The organism is Sinomonas sp. R1AF57 (genome assembly GCF_002224485.1).
Lineage (GTDB): Bacteria > Actinomycetota > Actinomycetes > Actinomycetales > Micrococcaceae > Sinomonas > Sinomonas flava.
This window is the reverse complement of the sequence record NZ_CP022463.1, coordinates 1,226,464-1,248,478: the sequence shown is the minus strand read 5'-3', so window position 1 is coordinate 1,248,478 and position 22,015 is coordinate 1,226,464. Positions and strand designations below refer to the sequence as shown.

20 protein-coding genes and 1 pseudogene are annotated in these 22,015 nt (G+C 72.6%); 4 read left to right on the top strand and 17 right to left on the bottom strand.

Translation table 11 applies throughout. The annotated features are described in order from the left end of the window. Positions 1-25 precede the first annotated feature (25 nt). The 5 genes from CGQ25_RS05700 to CGQ25_RS05680 form a co-directional block, all read right to left on the bottom strand. Entirely contained in the window at positions 26-511 is a 486-nt protein-coding gene (locus tag CGQ25_RS05700) for a hypothetical protein (protein ID WP_208712203.1), read from the bottom strand. After that, positions 508-882: a hypothetical protein gene (locus tag CGQ25_RS05695; protein ID WP_208712202.1), complete on the bottom strand. Its 375-nt coding sequence runs from the start codon at positions 880-882 to the stop codon at positions 508-510. The genes CGQ25_RS05700 and CGQ25_RS05695 overlap by 4 nt, the downstream gene beginning before the upstream one ends. Continuing rightward, positions 879-1,766: a tRNA pseudouridine(55) synthase TruB gene (truB, locus tag CGQ25_RS05690; protein WP_208712201.1), complete on the bottom strand. Its 888-nt coding sequence runs from the start codon at positions 1,764-1,766 to the stop codon at positions 879-881. Before truB ends, CGQ25_RS05695 begins: the two co-directional genes overlap by 4 nt. A gap of 36 nt (positions 1,767-1,802) precedes the next feature. Beyond that, positions 1,803-2,306: a nucleoside deaminase gene (locus CGQ25_RS05685; protein WP_208712200.1), complete on the bottom strand. Its 504-nt coding sequence runs from the start codon at positions 2,304-2,306 to the stop codon at positions 1,803-1,805. A gap of 96 nt (positions 2,307-2,402) precedes the next feature. Next, positions 2,403-2,957 carry an ABC transporter substrate-binding protein gene (locus tag CGQ25_RS05680; RefSeq protein WP_208712199.1) on the bottom strand — a complete coding sequence of 185 codons (555 nt, stop codon included), beginning with the start codon at positions 2,955-2,957 and terminating at the stop codon, positions 2,403-2,405. Positions 2,958-3,261: 304 nt separating this feature from the next. Between CGQ25_RS05680 and CGQ25_RS05675 the strand changes: the two genes are divergently transcribed. Then, positions 3,262-4,344: a ScyD/ScyE family protein gene (locus CGQ25_RS05675; RefSeq protein ID WP_208712198.1), complete on the top strand. Its 1,083-nt coding sequence runs from the start codon at positions 3,262-3,264 to the stop codon at positions 4,342-4,344. 71 nt (positions 4,345-4,415) lie between these two features. On the opposite strand, the gene rbfA is transcribed toward CGQ25_RS05675, so the two are convergent. The 5 genes from rbfA to rimP all read right to left on the bottom strand — a co-directional run bounded on the left by rbfA (position 4,416) and on the right by rimP (position 10,143). Then, positions 4,416-4,895, bottom strand: a complete 480-nt coding sequence (gene rbfA / locus CGQ25_RS05670; RefSeq protein WP_208712197.1) for a 30S ribosome-binding factor RbfA — start codon at positions 4,893-4,895, stop codon at positions 4,416-4,418. A 96-nt stretch (positions 4,896-4,991) separates the two neighbouring features. Continuing rightward, on the bottom strand, positions 4,992-7,889 hold the full coding sequence (infB, locus tag CGQ25_RS05665; protein ID WP_208712196.1) for a translation initiation factor IF-2: 2,898 nt from the start codon (positions 7,887-7,889) through the stop codon (positions 4,992-4,994). 156 nt (positions 7,890-8,045) lie between these two features. Continuing rightward, a complete protein-coding gene (locus tag CGQ25_RS05660) occupies positions 8,046-8,393 on the bottom strand; it encodes a YlxR family protein (protein WP_208712195.1) in 348 nt (115 codons plus the stop codon). A gap of 152 nt (positions 8,394-8,545) precedes the next feature. Continuing rightward, a complete protein-coding gene (gene nusA / locus CGQ25_RS05655) occupies positions 8,546-9,514 on the bottom strand; it encodes a transcription termination factor NusA (protein WP_208712194.1) in 969 nt (322 codons plus the stop codon). Beyond that, on the bottom strand, positions 9,514-10,143 hold the full coding sequence (gene rimP, locus CGQ25_RS05650; protein WP_208712193.1) for a ribosome maturation factor RimP: 630 nt from the start codon (positions 10,141-10,143) through the stop codon (positions 9,514-9,516). Before rimP ends, nusA begins: the two co-directional genes overlap by 1 nt. A 96-nt stretch (positions 10,144-10,239) precedes the next feature. On the opposite strand from rimP, the gene CGQ25_RS05645 reads away from it, so the two are divergent. Both CGQ25_RS05645 and CGQ25_RS05640 read left to right on the top strand, forming a co-directional pair. Then, positions 10,240-11,370, top strand: coding sequence for a DUF4439 domain-containing protein (locus CGQ25_RS05645; protein ID WP_208712192.1), 1,131 nt, complete (start codon positions 10,240-10,242; stop codon positions 11,368-11,370). A 53-nt stretch (positions 11,371-11,423) separates the two neighbouring features. Further along, positions 11,424-12,149 carry a VIT family protein gene (locus CGQ25_RS05640; protein WP_208712191.1) on the top strand — a complete coding sequence of 242 codons (726 nt, stop codon included), beginning with the start codon at positions 11,424-11,426 and terminating at the stop codon, positions 12,147-12,149. 42 nt (positions 12,150-12,191) lie between these two features. On the opposite strand, the gene CGQ25_RS05635 is transcribed toward CGQ25_RS05640, so the two are convergent. The 6 genes from CGQ25_RS05635 to CGQ25_RS05610 form a co-directional block, all read right to left on the bottom strand. Next, entirely contained in the window at positions 12,192-13,589 is a 1,398-nt protein-coding gene (locus tag CGQ25_RS05635) for an aminotransferase class V-fold PLP-dependent enzyme (RefSeq protein ID WP_208712190.1), read from the bottom strand. A gap of 43 nt (positions 13,590-13,632) precedes the next feature. After that, positions 13,633-14,427, bottom strand: a complete 795-nt coding sequence (locus CGQ25_RS05630) for a TSUP family transporter (protein ID WP_208712189.1) — start codon at positions 14,425-14,427, stop codon at positions 13,633-13,635. Between the two features lie 12 nt (positions 14,428-14,439). Next, positions 14,440-16,242 carry a proline--tRNA ligase gene (locus tag CGQ25_RS05625; RefSeq protein ID WP_208712188.1) on the bottom strand — a complete coding sequence of 601 codons (1,803 nt, stop codon included), beginning with the start codon at positions 16,240-16,242 and terminating at the stop codon, positions 14,440-14,442. Positions 16,243-16,605: 363 nt separating this feature from the next. Then, positions 16,606-19,257 (bottom strand): multicopper oxidase domain-containing protein, encoded by a 2,652-nt coding sequence (locus CGQ25_RS05620; RefSeq protein WP_208712187.1) that lies wholly within the window; start codon positions 19,255-19,257, stop codon positions 16,606-16,608. After that, on the bottom strand, positions 19,254-20,486 hold the full coding sequence (locus tag CGQ25_RS05615; RefSeq protein ID WP_208712186.1) for a hypothetical protein: 1,233 nt from the start codon (positions 20,484-20,486) through the stop codon (positions 19,254-19,256). Before CGQ25_RS05615 ends, CGQ25_RS05620 begins: the two co-directional genes overlap by 4 nt. Beyond that, positions 20,483-21,187, bottom strand: coding sequence for a metalloregulator ArsR/SmtB family transcription factor (locus CGQ25_RS05610; RefSeq protein WP_208712185.1), 705 nt, complete (start codon positions 21,185-21,187; stop codon positions 20,483-20,485). The genes CGQ25_RS05615 and CGQ25_RS05610 overlap by 4 nt, the downstream gene beginning before the upstream one ends. Before the next feature lie 54 nt (positions 21,188-21,241). Here CGQ25_RS05610 and CGQ25_RS05605 point away from each other — a divergent pair, with 54 nt between their 5' ends. Next, on the top strand, positions 21,242-21,544 hold the full coding sequence (locus tag CGQ25_RS05605; RefSeq protein ID WP_208712184.1) for a DUF2249 domain-containing protein: 303 nt from the start codon (positions 21,242-21,244) through the stop codon (positions 21,542-21,544). Positions 21,545-21,710: 166 nt separating this feature from the next. Here the strand turns inward: CGQ25_RS05605 and CGQ25_RS05600 are convergent. Next, positions 21,711-22,015: pseudogene (locus CGQ25_RS05600) on the bottom strand (hypothetical protein); the annotation flags it as partial.

Genomic DNA, 22,015 nt, shown 5'->3' with positions numbered 1-22,015 from the left:
GTCGCCTGCATGTCGCGTCCCTAGCCTACCGGCTCGCGGACGGGGCCCCGCCGCGCCCGGCGGCCGGCGTGCGCGGACGGTTCACGAAGAGCCAGACGAGCCCCACGAGGGGCAGCACGAGCGGGACGTAGCCGTAGCCCCGGCCGAACCCGCTCCAGACGGTGTCGTGGGGGAACGCCGCCGCGTCGATGATAGTCGCGGTCCCGACCGCGAGGACCCCGATCAGCTCGACGACGATGGCCGCGAGCGTCACGTACCAGCTCGTCACCCCCCGCTTCGCCATCGCAACGGTCGCGACGATGTACACGGCGGCGGCTGCGGCGCTCAGGAGGTACGCGACCGGCGCCTCGGAGAACTTGGTCGCGATCTGGTAGCCGGCCCGCGCCGTCGAGGAGAGGGCGAACACGCCGTAGACGGCGACGATGATCCTGCCCAGCCCCACGCTGCGCGTCCTGGGCGAGTGCTCCGTGGTCCCGGTGGAGGGCTTGGTTCCCGAGGGGTCAGCGGTCATGACAGGGGGGCTCCGTCCCAGATCTGCTCCATCCGGAACAGCATCACGAAAATGGTCAGTGGCACCGCGGCGAGCACGGCGTTGCTCCAGCGGGTCTTGTCCAGGACGGCCCACCAGAACGCGGCGACGGGCAGGATCAGCGCCGTCGCGAGGTACCCCCAGAACTCCCACGGCTCGCCGCGCAGCGCCTCTCCGCCGGCCTGGCGGATGGCCGCCCCGATGCCGTAGGCGACGAGGAACAGCTCGACGGCGGCCACAGACACGATCGCGGCGTCGCCCGGGTACGTCTTGGTCGCGGCGGCGACGACGCAGATCACCAGCGACAGCGCGCAGATGGCGGCGCCGACGAAGAAGAAGGGGTCCGGGGTCATGCGTCGTCACCGTGGGCGGCGAACACGAGCTCCGGCTTGGCCTGCCCTCCCACGTCCTTCACGAGCGCAACGAGCGGGCCCTCGGGCGCGAAGGCCGCGGTGAGCCCGGAGGTCCCGGTCGCCGGGATGCGGCGCCCAAAGGAGAGCTCGACGGCCTCGTCGGCGCTCAGCTCGCGCACCGGCAGCAGCGACCGGGCCGCCGCGGAGAGGTCGAGGACGCGGAGGTCCTCGGCGAGCTCCTCGAGCGTGGCGGCCTCCTCGATGCCGTAGGGCCCCACCTGGGTCCGGCGCAGCGCCGTGAGGTGCCCGCCGACGCCCAGATCGGCGCCGAGGTCCCGCGCGAGGGCGCGGATGTAGGTGCCGGAGGAGCAGCGGACCGTGACGTCGACGTCCTGGAGCTTCCCGCCGCGGAGGCGGCGCACCTCGTGGACCTCGAACGAGTGGATCGTGACGGGGCGCGCCTCGAGGGCGACCTCCTCCCCCGCACGGACGCGCGCGTACGAGCGCTGCCCTGCCACCTTGATGGCGCTGACGCTGCTGGGCACCTGCAGGATCTCGCCCGTGAGGCGGGCGGCGGCGTCGTTGATCTGCTCCTCGGTCACCGCCGCGGCGATGCGTTCCGCGACGACCTCGCCCTCGGCGTCGTCCGTCACCGTGCTCTGGCCGAGCCGGATGGTCGCGGTGTACGTCTTCTCTGTGCCCACGATGTACGAGAGCAGACGGGTGGCCTTGTTGATGCCGACGACGAGGACGCCCGTCGCCATCGGATCGAGGGTCCCGGCGTGGCCCACCTTGCGCGTGCCCGCGAGCCTGCGGATCTTCCCCACCACGTCATGGCTTGTCCACCCACGCGGCTTGTCCACGATCACCAGTCCAGAAAGCACGCCTTCCAGTATATGGAGCCGGGGAGCCTCCGCTGTTCAGTACTCGATGCGGCCCTCGAACGCGTTCCACGCCTCGAACGGACGTTCACGGCCGACCACGGCGGAGCGGACCACCGGCATGAGGGAGCCGTCGCCGTGCGCGCCGCCGGCGGCGAAATACTCGTAGAAGATAGCGTCGTCGAATCCGACGGCGGCAGCGTCCTGCCTGTCCGCGGCGAATCGCACCGAGGCGACGCGCGCCCAGAGGGCCGCGGCGAGGCACAGGGGGCACGGCTCGCAGCTCGCGTACAGCGCCGCGCCGCTCAGGTCGAAGCCCGCGACCGCGGCGGCGCGCCGGATCGCGACGACCTCCGCGTGCGCGGTGGGGTCGTTGTCCCGCGTGACCCGATTCTCCCCCTCGAACACGCGCCCGTCGGGCAGGACCACGACGGCGCCGAACGGACCGCCGCCAGCGGCCACGTTCGCGACGGCCACGTCGATCGCCCGCTCGAGGTAGGTCTGGGCGTCGGCGGACTGCGCGTTCGCGTCAGGCTCGGTCATGGGGCCATCGTACGGAACGCGCGGAGCGGGCCCGGCCGATTCGGCCGGGCCCGCTCCGGAACCCGCTAGTGCCTGGTTGGTATCAGTATTGCTCGATCAGAGTCCGAGGAGATGGTTGAGCAGGTTGGCCAATCCGTTCAGACCGGTCCCGTTGTCGAGCAGGCCCGCGACGCTGCAGAGCAGGTTGCCGAGGAGGTTGCCCGGGCCGGGCTGCGCGGTGATGTCGAGCACGACCTCGTTCAGGTGCACCTGGAGGCCGAGGAGATCCAGATTCAGCGGGCCGAGGTCGAGGTGCAGGATGTCACAGGTGCCCGACGTGGTTGCATTACCGCCGACCGGAAGCGCGACCTGCTGGTCCACGTTCTGCACCGCGCCCGTGATGGGGTTAGTCAGCGTGCCGGTGAGGTTACCCAAGGCCATCAACTGGCCGTTCTGAACCACGAATTGGGTGAGGTTGAAAGACCCCACAAACGAGGTCACACCATTCGTCGTTCCGGTGATCGGCACAGTAGTCGGCGCTGTGGCTCGGGGAGTGGACGCGGCCTGCTGCGCCGTCGGTGCCGGCGCTGCCGACGCGGGAACGGCGGCTCCCATCAGCGCGGCTCCGGAAAGCGTCGCGGCAAGCACAGGGGCGATGATCTTGGCTTTCATGGGTGTTCTCTCCTTCGACGGGCGGTACCGATGAGGATGGAGCCCTCGTCGCCCGCGCCCGCGATCGGTGTTTGTTGTCCCTCTGAAGGTCCGGCCAGTGTGGTCTCGGACACGCCACCTCTTTCCCGCGGGCTCTTTTGAACAAACATCTTTCTGTGGGCCGACCCGCGCCACACCGTCAGATGACCCTGAAGAAGCGGGCACACGGCGTCGCCCATGGTGACGAACTCGGGCTGCGGATAAGCTCTCTGCCGGGGGAGCTGGCCAGCAGTCTCGGGGTTATCCCACGTGAGGAGTCAGTTCAATGAAGAAGTCGCTCGCACTGCTCGCGGCTGGAGCACTCATCGTTCTTCCCGCAGGGCCAGCCACGGCTGCGCCGCCATCCCCGCCGCCTTCTGTCGACGGTCTGGTGGGCCCACTCCACGTGTCTGCCGGGACCGGCAACAGTGTCATCGTCTCAGAAGAATTCGCCGGCAGGCTCACGCGCATCGAGGGGGGAACGAAGACCGTCCTGTACGCACCCCCTGCAGACGAGCAGTGGGACGTCGCTGGGACCGCTACTCAGGGCAGCACCACGTATGTCATCGAGAGCCAAGGCGCCGGACCGGAAGACCCGCGGCCGCTCGCTGGGCGCCTTGTGGCCGTCGACGCCAAGGGGAGAGCCAGGACGATCACAGACCAGATTGGTGCCTACGAGACCGCCCACAATCCTGACGGGGACGTGCATTACGGACTTGGACCGAACGCCCCGGCGGAGTGTGCCAGCCAGCTGACCAGTCTCGGCTTCCCGGCGTCCTACACGGGAGAGACCGATTCCCACCCTTACGCCGTCGCTGTTCGGGGCAACACCGCCTATGTGGCGGACGCGGGGGGCAACGACGTGCTGGCCGTCGATCTGAGCACCGGCGCCATCCAGACGGTGGCAGTGCTGCCTCCCCGGCCCGCAACCATCACGCAGGCTTTCGCCGAGCAGTACGGACTTCCGGCGTGTATCGGCCAGACCTACAACTTCGAACCCGTGCCTACCGACGTGGCGATCGGCTCGGACGGGTGGCTCTACGTCACCTCGCTCCCAGGTGGTCCCGAGGATGCAAGCCTCGGCGCGCGGGGTGCCGTGTTCCGGGTCAGCCCGTCAACGGGAGCTGTCCAACCCTGGATCCAGGGCATCATGTCCCCGACCGGTCTGGCCTTCGACGGCTCGGGCAACCTCTACATCGCTTCGCTCTTCGGCACGGGGGTTCTCAGGGCAGCGGCCGGGACGCAGACGGCGCAGCCGTTCCTGGACAAGCCATCCACCGCCGACGTGACGGTCCAGGGCAACATGCTCTACGCGACAACCGACGTCTTCGGAAACGGAACGCTCATCTCGCAGAGGCTGACACCCTGACGCTCAGGGCGGCAAGCAGAAGCGGGCGGCGCCGGATGGCACCGCCCGCTTCTCGCGTCCTCAGGTGAGGCTCAGTCCTGGGGCTCCTCGACGCCGTCGAACTCGCCCTCGTCCTCGTAGTCGTCGTCCTCCGGCTCGTCCTTGCGGTACGGGTCGGCGTCGCCGGCTGGCTGCGCGCCCGAGGCGAGCTTCGCCACCTCGGCGTCGCGGGCCTTGGCCTCGCGCAGGAGGTCCTCGAGGTGCGAGGCGTTGACGGGGATCTCGTCGGCGACGAACTCAAGGGTCGGGGTCAGCCTGATCGTCAGGTTGCGCCCCACCTCGCGGCGGAGCACGCCCTTCTTCGCCTCGAGGAGGTCGCGCGCGCCGTGGGCCGCGGCGGTGTCACCGAGGACGGTGTAGTACACGGTCGCATGCTGGAGGTCGTTGGTGACACGGGCGTCGGTGACGGTGATGGCCTCGGCGCGCTCGTCCTTGACGGCCTTGCGCAGGGCCTCGGCCACGACCACCTTGATGCGCTGCGCGAGCCGGGCGGCGCGTGCTGGATCGGCCATGTGGTTCTCCTTCGTGTGGTCGGGTCGGTCCGGGACATCTCCCGGGGGCACCGGGAAAAGGGGGCCCCGTGCGGGACCCCCTTCTCCTCGAGGCGACTAGGAGCGCGGCTTCTCGCGCATCTCGAACGTCTCGATGATGTCCTCGAGCTGGAGGTCGTTGAACGACCCGAGGCCGATACCGCACTCGAAGCCCTCGCGGACCTCGGTCGCGTCGTCCTTGAACCGCTTGAGCGACTCGATCGTCAGCTTGTCGCCCACCACGACGCCGTTGCGCAGGACACGCGCCTTGGCGTTGCGGCGGATCAGGCCGCTGCGGACGATCGAACCGGCGATGTTGCCGAACTTGGAGGACTTGAAGATCTCGCGCACCTCGGCGGCACCGAGCTGCACCTCCTCGTACTCCGGCTTGAGCATGCCCTTGAGGGCCAGCTCGATGTCGTCGATCGCCGCGTAGATGACCGAGTAGAAGCGCATGTCGACGCCCTCGCGGTCGGCCAGCTCGGCGACGCGCTCAGCCGGCTTGACGTTGAAGCCGATGATGATCGCGTTGTCGACCGTCGCGAGGTTGACATCGTTCTGGGTGATCGCGCCCACACCGCGGTGGATGACCCGCAGCTGGACGTCCTCGCCCACATCGATCTTGAGCAGCGAGTCCTCGAGCGCCTCGACGGCACCGGACACGTCGCCCTTGAGGATGAGGTTGAGGGTGTCGATCTTGCCCTCGGCCACAGCCTGGTCGAAGTCCTCGAGGCTGATCCGCTTGCGGCGCTTGGCCAGCTGGGCGTTGCGCTCGGCAGCCTCGCGCTTCTCGGCGATCTGGCGTGCGGTGCGCTCGTCCTCGGTCACGAGGAACGTGTCACCGGCGCGCGGCACCGAGGACAGGCCCAGGACCTGGACCGGACGCGACGGCGTCGCGGCCTCGACGGCCTCGCCGTCCTCGTCGAACATCGCGCGGACGCGGCCGTGGGCCGTGCCCGCGACGATCGTGTCGCCGACGTGGAGCGTGCCGGACTGGACGAGCACGGTTGCGACGGCGCCGCGGCCCTTGTCCAGGTTCGCCTCGATGGCGACGCCGCGCGCGTCCTTGTTCGGGTTCGCACGGAGGTCCAGCGCGGCGTCTGCCGTGAGGAGGATCGCCGAGAGCAGGTCGTCGATGTGCAGGTTCTGGCGGGCCGAGACGTCGACGAACATCGTGTCGCCGCCGTACTCCTCGGGAACGAGGCCGTACTCGGTGAGCTGGCCGCGGATCTTGTCCGGGTTCGCGCCCTCCTTGTCGATCTTGTTCACCGCCACCACGATCGGCACGTTCGCGGCCTGGGCGTGGTTGAGCGCCTCGACGGTCTGCGGCATGACGCCGTCATCCGCGGCCACCACGAGCACCGCGATGTCCGTGACCTGCGCACCACGGGCACGCATGGCGGTGAACGCCTCGTGGCCCGGGGTGTCGATGAACGTCAGCTTGCGCTGCCGGTCATCGTGGTCGAAGGCGATCTGGTACGCACCGATGTGCTGCGTGATGCCGCCGTGCTCGCCAGCCACCACGTTGGTGTTGCGGATGGCGTCGAGGAGGCGCGTCTTACCGTGGTCGACGTGGCCCATGACGGTCACGACGGCCGGACGCTTCTCGAGGTCCTCGTCGGTCTCCGCCTCGAGCTCAGCCTCGAGGTCGATGTCGAAGGACTCGAGCAGCTCGCGCTCCTCGTCCTCCGGCGACACGACCTGGATCTTGTAGCCGAGCTCCTCGCCCAGGACCGAGAACGTCTCCTCGTCGAGGGACTGCGTGGCGGTTGCCATCTCACCGAGGTGGAACAGCACCGTGACGAGCGACGCCGGGTTGGCATCGATCTTCTCGGCGAAGTCCGTGATGGACGCACCGCGGCGCAGGCGCACGATGGTGCTGCCGTCGCCACGGGGCACCGAGACGCCGCCGAGCGACGGTGCGCTCATCTGCTCCAGTTCCTGGCGCTTCGCGCGCTTCGACTTGCGCTGCTTGCCGCGACCGGCGCCACCCTTGCCGAAGGCACCCTGGGTACCGCCGCGTCCGCGGCCGCCCTTGCCGAAGCCGCCGCCAGCGGGACCGCCGCCACCGGGGCCACCACCGGGACGGCCCGGGCCGCGTCCGCCGGTGCCGGCGGGCCGGGCGCCCGGCTGAGGCCGGTCGGTGCGCGGGGGCATCATGCCCGGGTTCGGGCGGGGACCACCGGCGCCGCCGGGACGCGGGGCGCCCGGACGGGGAGCACCCGGCCGCGGAGCGCCGGGACGGGGAGCGCCGGGGCGCGGGATGCCGGAGGTGCCGCCGGGGCGCGGTGCCGCCGGGCGGGGACCACCCGGGCGGTCGCCGTCGCGGCCGCCGCCGGGACGGGGCATGCCCTGCGACGATGCGAACGGGTTGTTGCCCGGACGGGGGGCGCGATCGCCGTCGCGCCCCTGGCGCTGCATGCCCTGGGACGACGAGAACGGGTTGTTGCCCGGACGGGGACCGCTGGGGCGGGGACCCGGGGTCGCCTTCGGACGCGACGACGGCGCGCCCTCACCGCTGCGGCCACTCGGGCCGGGGCGGGCGGGAGCGCCGGAGCGGCCGCCGGGACGCGGGCCATCGGAACCCGGGCGGGGGCCGGAAGGCGCGGGAGCGGGCCGCGGCGCGGACGGCGCCGGGCGGGAGGCCTCGGCAGGGGCAGGACGCGAGGTCTCGGCGGGGCGGGCCGCCTCGGCGGAGCGCTGCGCGGGGGCGGGCGACGGCGCGGGGGCGGCCGGGCGGGCCGGGCCGGGCGCAGGCGCAGGGCGCGCAGGCGATGCGGGACGCGAGGACGACGACGGGCGGGTCGCCTTCTCGCCACCGGCGGGGTAGGCGTCGCGAAGCTTCTTCACGACGGGCGCCTCGATCGTCGAGGACGCAGAACGCACGAATTCGCCGAGCTCCGCGAGCTTGGCGACGGCGTCCTTAGAGGTGATACCGAGCTCCTTGGCGAGCTCGTGTACGCGGACCTTGGCCACATTTCTCCTGTCTCGGTCCGCGCCGAGCCAGGCACGGACCGTCTACTGCTTGCTGCAGGCTCCCTCGGCGCGGGGGTGCGCCTCAGAGCCCTTTGCGGTGCGCAACAGAGTGATCATTGCTACGCACTCATGGGACGGGGACTCATCGGGTGTCCATCAGATTTCTGACCCGCTTTCAACGTGGACCTCAGGGAGGTCATCGTCCGCCCCGGCGGGTGCCGGGACGGAGGTGCCGAAGTAGTCTTCGACGGGGCGGTGGTCCACCGCGCCCCGGAAGGCACGCTGGAACGCCCGCCGTCGCAGGGCTTGCTTCAGGCAGGCCCAGTCGGGGTGCAGCCACGCACCGCGGCCGGGCAGTCGGCGGCGCGGATCCACGACCACGCGCGCGGCGTCGTCGAGGTCCTTCACCAGCCGGAGCAGTTCCGACCGGGCTGCGGTCTGGCGGCAGCCGATGCAGGTGCGCTGGGGACGGGTTGCGGCCGGCGCGTCAGTACTGGCCCTCATCCCTGCTCTCCCACCTCGGCCGGGCAGTGCCCGGCGGGGACTCTCGTCCCGCAATGCCGCCGGGCGCAGACCCGGACTCATCTATTCTAGACCCTCCCCCCCGGGAACCGCCGAATGGCGGGCTCCCGGGCCCGGGACCTCACCCCGGACGGTCAGGACTGGGTGTCGGAGCCGATGTCGATGCGCCAGCCCGTGAGCTTCGCGGCCAGGCGGGCGTTCTGCCCTTCCTTGCCGATGGCGAGCGAGAGCTGGTAGTCGGGGACGAGCACGCGCGCCGACCTGGTGGCCTCGTCCACGATGGTCACGTTGGTGACCTTCGACGGCGAGAGCGCGTTCGCGATGAACGTCGCCGGATCGTCGCTGTAGTCGACGATGTCGATCTTCTCGTCGTTCAGCTCGGTCATGACGGCGCGGACACGGGAGCCCATCTCGCCGATGCACGCCCCCTTGGCGTTGACGCCCGGGATGTTGGCGCGGACGGCGATCTTCGTCCGGTGGCCGGCCTCGCGCGCGATCGCGACGATTTCGACGCTGCGCTCGGCGATCTCGGGGACCTCGAGCTCGAAGAGCTTCTTGACGAGGCCAGGGTGCGAGCGCGAGAGCGTGATCGAGGGGCCCTTGAGGCCGCGGTGGACGTCCACGACGTAGGCGCGGATGCGGGACCCGTGGAGGTACCTCTCGCCGGGGACCTGCTCGGGCGGCGGCAGGACTGCCTCGACGGCGCCGAGGTTGACCTGGACCATGTTCGGGTTGTGGCCCTGCTGGATGAGGCCCGCGATGAGCTCGCCCTCGCGGCCCTTGAACTCGCCGAGGACGTTGTCGTCCTCCACATCGCGCAGGCGCTGCAGGATGACCTGCTTGGCGGTCATGGCGGCGATGCGGCCGAACCCCTCAGGGGTGTCGTCGAACTCGCCGACCGGGTTGCCCTCGTCGTCGATCTCGGTCGCCCAGATCGTCACGTGTCCGCTGCGGCGGTCCACCTCGGCGCGCGCTCGGTCGATCGCCCCGGGGGACTTGTGGTACGCGAGCAGGAGCGCCTGCTCGATGGTGGGGATGAGCTTGTCGACGGGAATGTCGCGCTCGCGCTCCAGCAGGCGCAGCGCGCTCATGTCGATGTCCACTAGGCCTCCTCGGCGTTCTCGGTGTCAGCGTGGTCTGCGGCGCTGTCCGCGCCCGGCGCGGCGGCGTCGTCGAGGTGCGAGAACTCGATCTCCACCCTGCCGCTGCGGATCTGCTCGAAGGGAAGCCTGACCGGCTCTCCCGGCTTCGGCTTCACGCCCTTCTTCGCGGGCAGGTCGGGGACCACCACGACGCCGTCGTCGGCGACCTCGATGAGCCTGCCCGTGACGTTCTCCCCGCCGATCACGTTCACCTTGACGAGCCGGCCCCGGGCGCGCCGCCAGTGGCGCGGTTCCGTCAGCGGCCGGCTCACACCGGGCGAGGAGACCTCGAGGTCGTAGGGGCGGGTGTCCGAATCGGGGTCGGCGTCCAGGAGCTCGGAGAGCTCGCGGGAGACCTCCGCGATCGTGTCGAGGGAAACGCCCCCTGTCTCGTCATCCGGAAGGTCGACGACGACCTGGACGGTCCGGCGCTTCCCGGCGGTCTTGACGGACACGCCCTCGAGGACGAGTCGGCGGCTGAGGACGGAGGGCTCGAGCAGTTCCCGGAGCCGGGATTCCTCTCCGCCCGCGTGCGGCACCGGCTCTGCCTGCGTCGGGATGCCCGGCGAGGGCAGATCGGGCTCGGACATGGGGGTCCGCCTCCTTTAACTCAGTTGTCTCCCTAGCCTATCGGTTCCCGCCGCCCGCGCGCGGCAGCTCCCCGGGGCCGTGGGATCATCGAGACCGTGAATTCCACCACCCCTGGCCCCGCCCGTCCCGACGTGCGGCGACGGAGCCGCACCGGGATGTGGCTGGCCGCAGTCGGGGTGGCCCTCGCCGTCGGATCCGGAACGGCCCTACTCGCGGCGCCGCCCGCCGTCCCCCCTGGTCCGACGGCGAGCGAGACGGCGCTCGCCCACGCCGAAGCGGACGCCGCCGTCCTGGCCGCTGCCGCTGCGGGGCTGTCCACCTCTGGCGCCGCCGCGGCTCAGGTCGACGGCGTCCAGCAGGCCGCAGCGCGGGCCGCCGGGGTGCTGGACCTGCAGCGCGGCCTCCTCGCGGGGTCTCCCGGCCCGGCCAGTCCGACGGCGCCGGCGACCGCCGCCACGCCGCAAGCCGATGCCGCTGGCCTGGCGGAGGCCCTGGACGCGAGTGCACAGACCCGGCGCCGGGACCTGGGCGCGGTCGACGGGCCCACCGCAAGGCTGCTGGCATCGCTCGCCGCGGGCCAGCAGGTGGAGGCCGACCGCCTCCGCGCGGCCGTCCGCGGAGCGTCCGCGCCTGCCCCACCCCCGACGGCGCCGCCGGCCGCGCCCTCGGCGGAACCGTCGCCGTCGTCCGTCCCGTCGTGCAGCCGGGCGGGGGGCCCGTCCTCGGCGGGACCGTCGTCCGTGCGCGCACCCAGTGCCGGTTCGGCGCAGGGCAGCAGCGAGCTCGCGGCGACGGTGCGGGCCGAGCAGGCTGCGGTGTGGACCTACACGGTCCTGGCCGCACGGTCCCAGGGCGCCGTGCGCGCCGGGCATCTGGCCTCGGCGGCGGCGCATGCTTCGCAGGCAGACGCGGCGCGGGCCATCGCCGACGCCTCCTGCGTCCGGCCGCCGGCCGACGCGCCCGGCTTCGCCCTCGCCGCCGATGCCGCCAGCCCCGCATCGCTCACCGCGCTCGAGGACTCCGCAGCCCAGGCGTGGTCGCAGCTGGTCGGGGCCGCTGCCCCCCGGCAGCGGGAGGCGGCTGCCGACGGACTGGCCGCGGCTGCCCGACGGCTCGCCCCGCTCGGCATCACACCCGAGGAGGAAGCCTTCCCCGGCCACGCGGAGGCGCGCAGTGCGGCGTCGCGGGCGCCGCAGCCGTCGCCGGCCGCCACCCCCGGCGGCTGAGGCTAGGCTTGCTTCGCTGGCACGCCGGGGCCGCCGGTGCCACAGTGGGATCCATGAGCAGCGAATCTGTCACGCACCTCCACGCAGAGCCCCAGGGAACGGACCTTGCCGCCAAGCTCAACTGGCTGCGCGCGGGGGTCCTCGGTGCCAATGACGGCATCGTCTCGGTGGCGGCGGTGGTCGTGGGTGTCGCCGGCGCGACCGCCGAGACCGGCCCGATCCTCACCGCGGGCGCAGCGGCTGTGGTCGGCGGAGCGATCTCGATGGCTCTCGGGGAGTACGTCTCGGTGAGCAGCCAGAGCGACAGCCAGAAGCACCTCATCAAGAAGGAGACAGACGAGCTGCGCGAGCAGCCTGAGGCCGAACTGGCCGAGCTCGTGTCGCTCTACCGGGCCAAGGGGCTCAGCGAGGAGACGGCCACGAGGGTCGCGCACGAGCTCACCGAGAAGGACGCCCTCCGCGCCCATCTGGACATCGAGCTCGGGATCGACCCGGACGAGATCGTGAGCCCTTGGCACGCGGCCGCCGCTTCCGCCGTCGCATTCCTCCTCGGCGCGGTCCTGCCCATGCTCTCGATCCTCTTCTTCCCCGAAGGCATCCGCGTTCCCCTCACCTTCGTGACCGTGCTAGTGGCCCTGGCGATCACCGGGTGGGTCGGCGCGTGGATCGGCGGCGGATCCCGGCTCCGGGCCTCCGCCCGGGTCGTGCTCGGCGGCGCCCTCGCACTCGCGGCGACGTTCGGGCTCGGCAGCCTGCTCGGCGTCGCCGGTGTGGCCTAGGACCGGATCGGCTCGGCGCGCCTCGCCCCGGCCTGGAGGTGCTCAGAGCCCCTCGGTGGCGGCGAGCGCATCGCGGACCGCGGCGACCGAGACCTCGACGTCCGCGCTGTCCGTGGACCAGTTGGCCACGGAGATCCGCAGCACCGCGCGGCCCTGCCAGCGCGACGCCGTCATCCACACCCTGCCGTCCTCGATCAGCCAGTCGGCCACCGCTCGGGTCCGGGCATCGGACCCGAACGCGAGCGAGACCTGGCTGAAGACCACGTCATTGAGCACCTCGGCGCCGGGGAGTTCGCCGATGCGGCGCGCGAGCTCCTGGGCGTGCGCGACCAGACCGGCGACGAGGGCCTCGACGCCCGCGCGGCCGAGCGAGCGCAGGACCGCCCACACTGTCACGCCCCGCGCCCGCCGGGAGAGCTCGGGCACCTTCTCCAGCGGGTCCCCCGGCCCGTGGTCCCCGTGCGGATCGTGCATGAGGTAGTCGCCGTGCATCCCGAGGGCGGAGCGCAGCGCGACGACGTCGCGGCACGCGACGATGCCGCAGTCGTACGGCACGTTGAGGTTCTTGTGCGCGTCCGTGCCCCACGAGTCGGCGTCGGCCACGCCCGCCGTGAGACCGCGCGTCGCGGTCGACGCCGCGGCCCACAGCCCGAACGCGCCGTCGACATGGACCCACGCCCCGTGCTCCCGCGCCGCGGCGATGGCCTCGGCGAACGGGTCGAACGCCCCGGAGTGGAGGTTGCCCGCCTGGAGGCACACGATGGCCGGCCCCTCCCCGGCCGCGAGCTGCGTGCGCAGGGCCTCGGGATCGATCCGGCCCTGCCGGTCACTCGACACGGGGATGGGTGCTCCGAGCCCGAGGAAGCGCAGGGCCATGTCCACCGTGTCGTGGCGTTCGGCTCCGACGAGGACCCGGACGGCGGGAGCACCGGCGAGCCCGCGGACGCTGACGTCGCACCCCGCCTGCTCCAGGACGCGCCACCGGGCGGCCGCGAGGCCTGCGAAGTTGGCCATGCTCGCCCCCGTCGTGAAGCCCACGTCGGACGAGGACGGGAGGCCGAGGAGGTCCAGGACCCATCGTCCCGCGGCCTCCTCGGCCGCGGCGACGGCGGGCGTCGCGAAGCGCAGGCCGGTGTTCTGGTCCCAGGCGCTCACGAGCCAGTCGGCGGCCAGCGCCGCCGGAAGGGTCCCGCCGATCACGAAGCCGTAGAACCTCCCCGAGGCCATCGCCGTGAGCCCGGGCTCCGCGGTGGCGGCCAGGAGGTCGACGGTGGCGGCTGCGTCCAGGCCTTCCTCGGGCAGGCCGCCGCCGAACGCTTCGGCGAGCCGATCCGCCGTCGTGCGCGGTGCGACGTGCCGTTCGGGGACGCCGGCGAGCCAGCTCCGTGCGTGGTGCGCCGCGCGCTCCAGGGGAGCGCTGTAGTCGTCGGGACGCAGCATGGGTGCATGCTACGCCCGCGGCCGGAGCGCTCCCAGCGTGGGTTCAGGCGAAGTTCTCGCTCCAGACGTCAAGTCCGAGCTTGACGGCCAGCGCGGCGACCACCGCGAGGAAGACCCAGCGGATGAACCGGTTGCCGCGTGCCACCGCCATGCGCGCACCCGTGTACCCGCCGAGCATGTTCGCGGCGCCCAGAGCCAGCCCGAGGCCCCACAGGACCGCGCCGTGGGGCACGAACAGGATCAGCGCGCCGAGGTTGGTGGCCATGTTGACGATCTTGGCCTTCGCGCTCGCCTCGAGGAACGCGTAGCCCATCCCGGAGACGAGCGCGATGACGAGGAACGAGCCCGTCCCGGGGCCGATGAGCCCGTCGTAGAAGCCGATCGCTGCGCCCAGCCCGCAGGCCGCGGCGAGGTGGCGCCGGCCCTTGAGGCGCAGGTTCGTGTACTCGCCGAGCTGCGGCCTGAACACCGTGAACAGCGCGACGGCGACGATCGCCGCGAGGATGATCGGCTTGAACACCCGGGAAGGCAGCGCGGTCGCGAGCGCGGCGCCGCCGAAGGCGCCGGCAAGCGCAACGAGCGCCATGGGGATGGCGGTGGCAAGGTCAGGCCGCACGCGCCGCGCGTAGGTGAGGGCGCTCGTCGTCGTGCCGAAGATCGACCCCATCTTGTTCGTCGCAAGCGCCTGGACCGGGGTGATCCCGGGGACCGCGAGGAGGGCGGGCAGCTGGATGAGCCCGCCCCCGCCCACGACGGCGTCGACCCACCCGGCAGCGAACCCGGCGGCGACGACGAGGAGCAGGGTGAGCGGTTCGACCGCCTCGAGGCCTGAGACCACCCCGCGCGCGTCCTAGGCGCCGCGGACGGCGGCGACGACCCGGTCGACCACCTCGGCCACGGGGACGTCCTCGGCGGCACCGGACCGGCGGTCCTTGACCTCGAGGGTTCCCGACGCGAGCCCCTTGCCCACGGCGACAATGGTCGGGACGCCGATGAGCTCGGCGTCGCCGAACTTCACGCCCGGGGACACCTTGGGCCGGTCGTCGAGGATGACCGTCAGGCCCCGGGACTCGAGCTCGGCCGTGACGCGCTCGGCCTCCGCGAAGATCTCCTCGCCGCGGCCGACCGCGACGACATGGACGTCTGCGGGGGCCACGGACCGGGGCCAGATGAGGCCCCGCTCGTCATGGTTGGACTCCGCGAGGGCAGCGACGGCGCGCGTGACGCCGATGCCGTACGAGCCCATGGTCACCACGACCTGCTTGCCGTTCTGGTCCAGGACCTTCAGGTCCAGCGCCTCCGCGTACTTGCGGCCGAGCTGGAAGATGTGCCCCATCTCGATCCCCCGCGCGGTCTCAAGGGGCCCCGAGCCGTCGGGCGCCTCGTCCCCGGCGCGGACCTCGGTGCACTCGATGACGCCGTCCCAGCCGAAGTCCCGGCCTGCCACGAGCCCGTAGACGTGCTTGCCGTGCTCGTTCGCGCCGGTGATCCACGCCGTGCCGGAGACGACGCGCGGGTCCACGAGGTAGAGCAGCTTGGCCTTGCCCTCGAGGCCGAGGAGGGCGTCGTCGCGGTCGAGTCCCGGGCCGAGGTAGCCCTTGACGATGAGCGGCTGCTCCTTGAGCTGCTCGTCGTTGGCCGCCTCGATGGCGATCTCCCCGGCGATGGGGAGGAACGCGCCGATGTTCGCCTCGACGCGCTTGAGGTCCACCGCCCGGTCGCCGGGCACGCCGATGACGACGAGCTGGGTCTCGCCGGTGGGCAGCGTGACCGCCAGGACGACGTTCTTGAGCGTGTCCGCGGCGGTCCAGGGCCGCTCGGGGTTAGGGAAGATGGTCTGGGAGGCCTCGACGAGGGTGTCGATCGTGGGGGTGTCCGGGGTGTCGAGGACCTGGGCCGCCGGGGCGTCCGTGTAGTCGATCTCGGCGGGCACGACGGTCGTGACGGCCTCGACGTTCGCGGCGTACCCGCCCGCGGAGCGCACGAAGGTGTCCTCGCCGATCTCGGTCGGGTGGAGGAACTCCTCGCTCCTGGAGCCGCCCATCGCGCCCGCGGTCGCCTTGACCGGGATCACCTCGAGCCCGAGCCGGGAGAACACCTTCAGGTACGCCTCGCGGTGCCTGGCGTAGCTGGCGTCGAGGCCGGCGTCGTCGACGTCGAACGAGTAGGAGTCCTTCATGATGAACTCGCGGCCGCGCAGCAGGCCGGCGCGGGGACGCGCCTCGTCGCGGTACTTGTTCTGGATCTGGTAGAGCGCGAGCGGGAGGTCCTTGTACGAGGAGTAGAGGTCCTTGACCAGGAGGGTGAACATCTCCTCGTGGGTGGGCGCGAGGAGGTAGTCGGCCTCCTTGCGGTCCTTGAGCCGGAAGATGCCCTCGCCGTACTCGGTCCAGCGGTTGGTGGCCTCGTAGGGCTCCTTCGGCAGGAGCGCCGGGAAGTGGACCTCCTGGGCCCCGATCGCGCCCATCTCCTCGCGGATGATCTGCTCCACCCTGCGCAGCACGGCCAGGCCCAGCGGGAGCCACGTGTAGATGCCCGGGGCGGCCCGGCGGATGTACCCCGCTCGCACGAGCAGCTTGTGGCTCGCGACCTCGGCGTCGGCGGGATCCTCGCGCAGGGTGCGCAGGAACAGGGTGGAGAGTCGCAGGACCACGCGGGGCATCCGTTCTCGAATCTGGGCAGGAAAAGGTCAGCTACCAATGTAGCCCAGCAGCGGCCCTCTCACTTCGCGGCTTAGCGGAGCGCCGGCGCCGTGAGCACCCCGCCGGGCGCCCCACTTCTGGGGGTCACCTCCTGGGAGTCACGCTGGGGGTACGTCTTGCGGATGGTGGCCCAGCGAGGTGGCGTGGTCAGACGCACGACGGCGGCCGCGCGCCGTCGTGCGCCTGCGGCACCGGCGGCGACCCACAGGAGGTGACCTTCAGGAGGTGACCCTCAGGAGCTGACCTTTAGGAGGTGACCTTCAGGAGGTGACCTTCAGAAGGCGGCCTCGGTGGCTCCCGCGAGGAGCGGCGGCTCACTTCGGGGCAGCGACGGCGAAGACACCGTGCGCGCCCCGGTCAGCGTCCACCATGTAGTGGCTCACGAACGGGTAGTGGCCGGCCTCGGGGAACGAGAGGTCCACGAAGCCGCCCTGGGCAGGTGCGAGGTCCATCGCCTGGGACGCGCCCATCGGGGCGCCGCCCGCACCGGGCGCCAGGCGGTACGCGCCTTCGGCCCAGACGGAGCTGAACTGTGCGCCGACGACGTGGAACGACGTCGCGCGGTCCGGCCCCGCATCGAGGACCCATACCCGTACCCGCTCTCCTGCGCGCACGGCGAGCGGCGCGGCGTCGTACTGGTTCGGGTACCCGTTGAACACGACCGCGTCGGGTGTGCCCGCGGTGATCTTCGCCGAGTCCGCGATGCCGCCCTGCGCACCGCGGTACTGCTCGCTCTGCACGAGCACGAACTGGCGGTCCACCGGCGGGGCATCGGGCGGATCGATCACGACGGCGCCGAACATGCCGTTGGCGATGTGCAGGGACATCGGCATCGTGCTGCAGTGGTACATCCAGATGCCCGGCTGGGTGGCCGTGAACGTGTACGTCAGCTGCTGGCCCGGGTCGATGGTGCGCATCGGCCCGTCCGGCGCGAGCGCTCCCGCGTGGAAGTCGATCGAGTGCCCGGCGGAGGCGTCGTTCACGAGGGTGACCTCGAACCTGTCCCCCACCCTGCCGTGCAGGACCGGCCCCGGGGCGGTCCCGTTGTACGTCCACAGGGCCTGCTCGACGCCGGGGGCGACTTCCGTGACGGTGTCCCGCACCGTCAGGGTCACCTGATGGGTGATGCCGGCGGGCACCGGCGGGAGGTCGGCGGAGTACGGGGTGTGCTGCGTGGGTGAGGCGCTGGGCGGCGCGGCCGGGGCGTGCTGCATGCCGGGCATGTCCCCGGCGCCGGCCTGGGGCGCACCCGACGCGGGAGCGTCCGTCGTGTTGACCCGAAACACCATGCCCATCTGCCTGTGGCCCACCACCGAGCACCAGCCGTCGACCGGCCGGGTGACGACCCCGGCGTCGAGCTCGCCGCTCTGGCCCGGGTAGACGCGCGAGGAGTCCTGCCCCGTCGCGAGAACGAGGTCGTGGGCGGTGTCGTCCCGGTTCGTGAGGCGGATGACGAGCCGGTCGCCGGCGGGCACCGTCACCGTGTCCGGGACGAAGCGCATTCCGGACATCTGCACGTCCACCGTGGTCGTGTGGCCGGTGGGCACGACGGCGCCGCCCCCAGCGGCGGGCGTTCCGGCGGCAGGCGTTCCGCCGGCGGCGACGGGCAGGGCGGAGGGGTCGGCGGCGACGCCCGACACGACGGCGGCCACGAGGACGGCGAGTCCCACCGCTCCGGAGCCGAGCCGGCTCCGGAGGGAGGGGCCCGGACGCGCCGCGAGCGTGGCAGTGCGGGCCAGCACGGCGCGGAGCGCGAGCCACACGAACGCCGCGAGCGCGATGAGCCCGACGACTGCGGCCGCCACCCGGACGGTGCTCGGCACGGGAAGGAGGTAGAGGACCAGCGCGCCGTTGGCGAGCGCGGCGCGGAGCCAGGCGCCGGCGTCGAGCGTCTCCGTGCGGCGGCGGACCAGGGCCGGGCCCCCGCCCAGGACGACCGGAAGGAGGTAGGACAGCGCCCCGACGAGGACCTGCGCGGCGAAGCCTGCGGCCAGGACCGGGGTGAGGCCGCCGAGCGCGAGGTGGAGGGCATCCCAGTCCCGGGCCGTGGCACAGAGCCAGGCGAGCCTGGACAGGCCGGCCACGAGCCACACGAGGCCCGCGACCGCGGACAGCGGTGCGAAGGCCACCGGCGGCTTGCGCGCCACCGCGCGTGCAAGCGGCACCAGCGACACCACGGTCCCGGCCAGGTAGACGAGCACGCCGGCCGCGGCGGCGATCCGGTTCCCTTCGAGGGCCCCGATCGCGGTGGCGGCGACCCCGGCCAGGAGGATCCAGAGGGCGCGGCGGGACACCGGCTCCGCGGAGTCCTCGGCGCGCGTGCGCAGCATCGTCGGAAGGAGCGTGACGAGGGTTCCGAGCACACTCAGGCCCAGCCAGCCGAGGACGTTGATGGACTCGTGCGCGAGGAGGAGCCGTGCGTGGAGGTCGCCGGCGGAGTCGGTGCCCGGCAGCGCGAGCAGGGCGCCTGCCGCCGCGCCGAAGGGCAGCAGCGCGCTCGCGGCGAGGTAGTAGCGGATCGTGGAGGCGAAGCGCGAGGGAAGGGCCTTCCGGACGCGGACCAGCAGCGCTGCGCCGTGCCAGGCGGCTGCCGCGCCGACGGCTGCCGCCCCCGCGACGGCCGCCGGCCAGAGGGCGAGCACCACGCCGGCCATGGCGGCGGCCGCGCCGGCGTTGAGGAGGACGAGCCGGGCCGCGAGCGCGCGGCGGGACGGGACAGGCAGGCGCAGGAGGGCCTCGGCGAAGTGCCACGAGTAGACCAGGATCGCGTTCGTGGCGGCGCCCAGGAGCGCAAGGTGCGTCAGGAGCCATCCCGAGTCCGGCACGCTCCGATGGGCGCCGGCCAGGAGGGCGACGGCGAGCAGCCACCCGAGCGTCGGGGCGTTCGCCCAGCGGTGCCACGCTGCCCGCCCGGTCCCCGGACGCTCCCGACGACGGTCGGGGGCTGCGCTGATCGAGGGCGTCATGAGCCGGTCCTCTCCGCAGGGATCCCGCGGCGCGTCGGCACGGACCGACCCGTGCCGCGGGCGCCGGCCAGGCCGCCGCCGTGGGCTGCGGCGGAGTATGCCGCGACACCGGCGAACGCGAGCACCGCCACGACGTTGCCGGCACCGCCCCACTGCCACGCGGCCACGTCTCCGCGGGCGTCCCCGAGGGCGAGGCGCTGGACCACGGTCGCGTGCAGGAGCAGGGCCGGGCCCCACATCGCGGCGCGGTACGGGAGCGGCCGCCGCAGGATCGCCGGGAGGATGACGGGCGCGTGGGCCATGATCAACGACATCGCGAAGCCGAGGAAGACAGCGTGGAGGAACGCGTCGTAGGCCGCCCCTGCCGGCGGACCGGGCACGAGGAGACACACGGCCGCGGCCACCGCGAGCCACGCGTAGCCGGCCAGGAGGCAGGCGGCCACGAAGCGCGGCAGGCCAGTCGAACGGATAGTGGCGCGGGCGACGTCGTAGGCCACGAGCCATGCGGCGAGACCGAGCAGGGCGGCGCCGAAGAGCGGGTAGCCCGCCGCCGGCCACAGGAGCGTCGCCGGGCACAGCACCACGAGGGCCGACGCCGCGACGACGAGGAGCGGCTCGGCCCACCGGCCGCCGATCCTCACGCGCGCCAGCTCGAGCCTCTCCCCCGCGATCGTGGCAAGCACGAAGGCGGCGAGCCACGGCACGACGGCGGCGACCGGAACGCCCGCTGCCAGGAGGCCGGCCGCACCCGCGGCAACGACGGCGCCCAACGCCTGCACGAGCACGGCGGGGTCGCGCTGGCGCTGCCACAGCGGGACGTAGACAAGGGCGAACAGCACCGCACCGGCAAGCACGACGACGCGCGGCAGCCACTGTGGGAAGCCCCACGCAGGCGCGGCGAGCTGCGCGAGCGCCCCGAGACCGAGGAGCGCCGGGGCCGCGTACCCCCACGCCCGGCGCAGCGCGACCGCCCGCTCCAGCGCGATGAGCGTCCCGACGAACCCGAACACCATGAGGGCCCCGTGGGACGCGGGCAGGGCGGGGGTCCCGGGTCCCCCGACGGGAGCGGGCAGGCCCAGGAGGACGAGCGCCGCGTCGAGGCCCGCGGCCAGCGATGCCCCGCCAGCGACGAGGAGGAGCGCGCGCGGCCAGATGCGGGTGCGCGGACGCTCGGTGAGGTGCGGCGGATGCGCCGTGCCCTGCAGCGCCCGCGCTGCCCGGGCAGTCACCGCCGTCCGATCGTGAGGAGGCACGCCCCCGGCTCCGCGAACGGCTCGAGCCGCGAGGCGAGGTCGGGATGGCCGAGCAGCCGCAGCGACTCGTCGACCAGGCCTGCGTGCACAGCACACACGACGCCGGGCTCGTCCCTGGCGGCGGCGAGGAGGGGGCATGAGACGAGGCGGACTGTCTCGGACTCGTCCAGCGCGCTGACCCGCTCGGGCCGGGGCTCGACGCCGAACCCGAGGTCGTCCAGCTCGGCGAGCACGCGGCGTCGTGCGTCCGGGGCCGAGGCGGGCGCAGGCGCGGGACCGAGGCTGCGGCGCGCCCAGCGCCGGCCGGCGTCCTCGCCGGCGGCGACCGGGTCGGGGGCCAGGCGGGCGAGCTCCGCCGCGAGGACTCCCGCGAGGCCGGCGTAGCCCTCGGTGCGGGATTCGGGCTCGAGGGCGAGGTAGTGCTTCGCCGGCCGCCCGCGCTTCCCCGGACCCCGCTGCGGCGCCGGGCCGTCGACGACGGCGGCCAGCCCCGCGCCCACGAGCGCTTCGAGGTGCTCCCGCACGGTGTTGGGGTGCTGGCCGGTCGCCCTCACGAGGTCCTCGACGGTGCACGGGCCGCCGTGGGCGCGGATGAGGTCCAGGAGTGCGGCGCGCGCGCCGGAGAGGGGCGTCGCGGGGCCGGGGGACGTCGGTCGGGGACCCAGACTATTTTCCACGGAATTCATTGTAGTAAAGTCTGGGGCACAGGTCGTGACCGCGAAAGGACCGCCATGGACACCCAGCGCCAGCCCCTCACCCTGACCCCCACGTCTTCGTGCGCGTGCGGAGAGCACGACGGCGAGGGCTTCCCCGAGCTCGACGTCCGCCTGATTCCCCACGCCATCCGCCACGCGACGATCTTCGGTGCGCTGGACTCGCTGGCCGTGGGGGCGGGGCTCGTCATCATCGCCAACCACAACCCGCTCCCCCTGCTGGCCCAGGTGCAGCAGCGGTACCGCGAGGGCGCGTTCGAGGTGTCCTACCTCGCGGAGGGGCCGGAGGAGTGGAAGGTGCAGTTCCGCCGGGAGGCCTGACCACCCCCCGTCTCGGGTACGCCAAATTAGCGCCCTGACGCTCTCGGGTACGCGAAATCAGCGCCCCTGACGCTCTCGGGTACGCCAAATTCAGCGCCCTGACGCTGTGATGTCTCGTGAGTTCGTGGACGGTTCATGTCTCAGGTGAGTGTGGACTTTTCGTGTCTCAGGAGTCCGTGGACGGTTGGTCCGGTGCGGGACGCTTGAGGCCGCTGCGCGGGACGAATCTGGTGCCTCGGGGCGGTCGTGGGTGGGAGAGGATCTCGGTGCCTTCCTCGTCGTAGAAGGCGATGGTGCGGTGGTCGTGCAGTACGCGGACTTCCTTGCCGGCCCACGCGGCGCCGAGGAGGAAGTGGCAGTTGAAGACCGTGACGACGCCCTTGGGGCGGCTGCCGGTGCGGATGGTGGCCTCGCGCCCGTTCAGGGCGTCGGCGGTGGGCTGGGGCGGTTCCGGGGCGGCGGCTTTCGGGG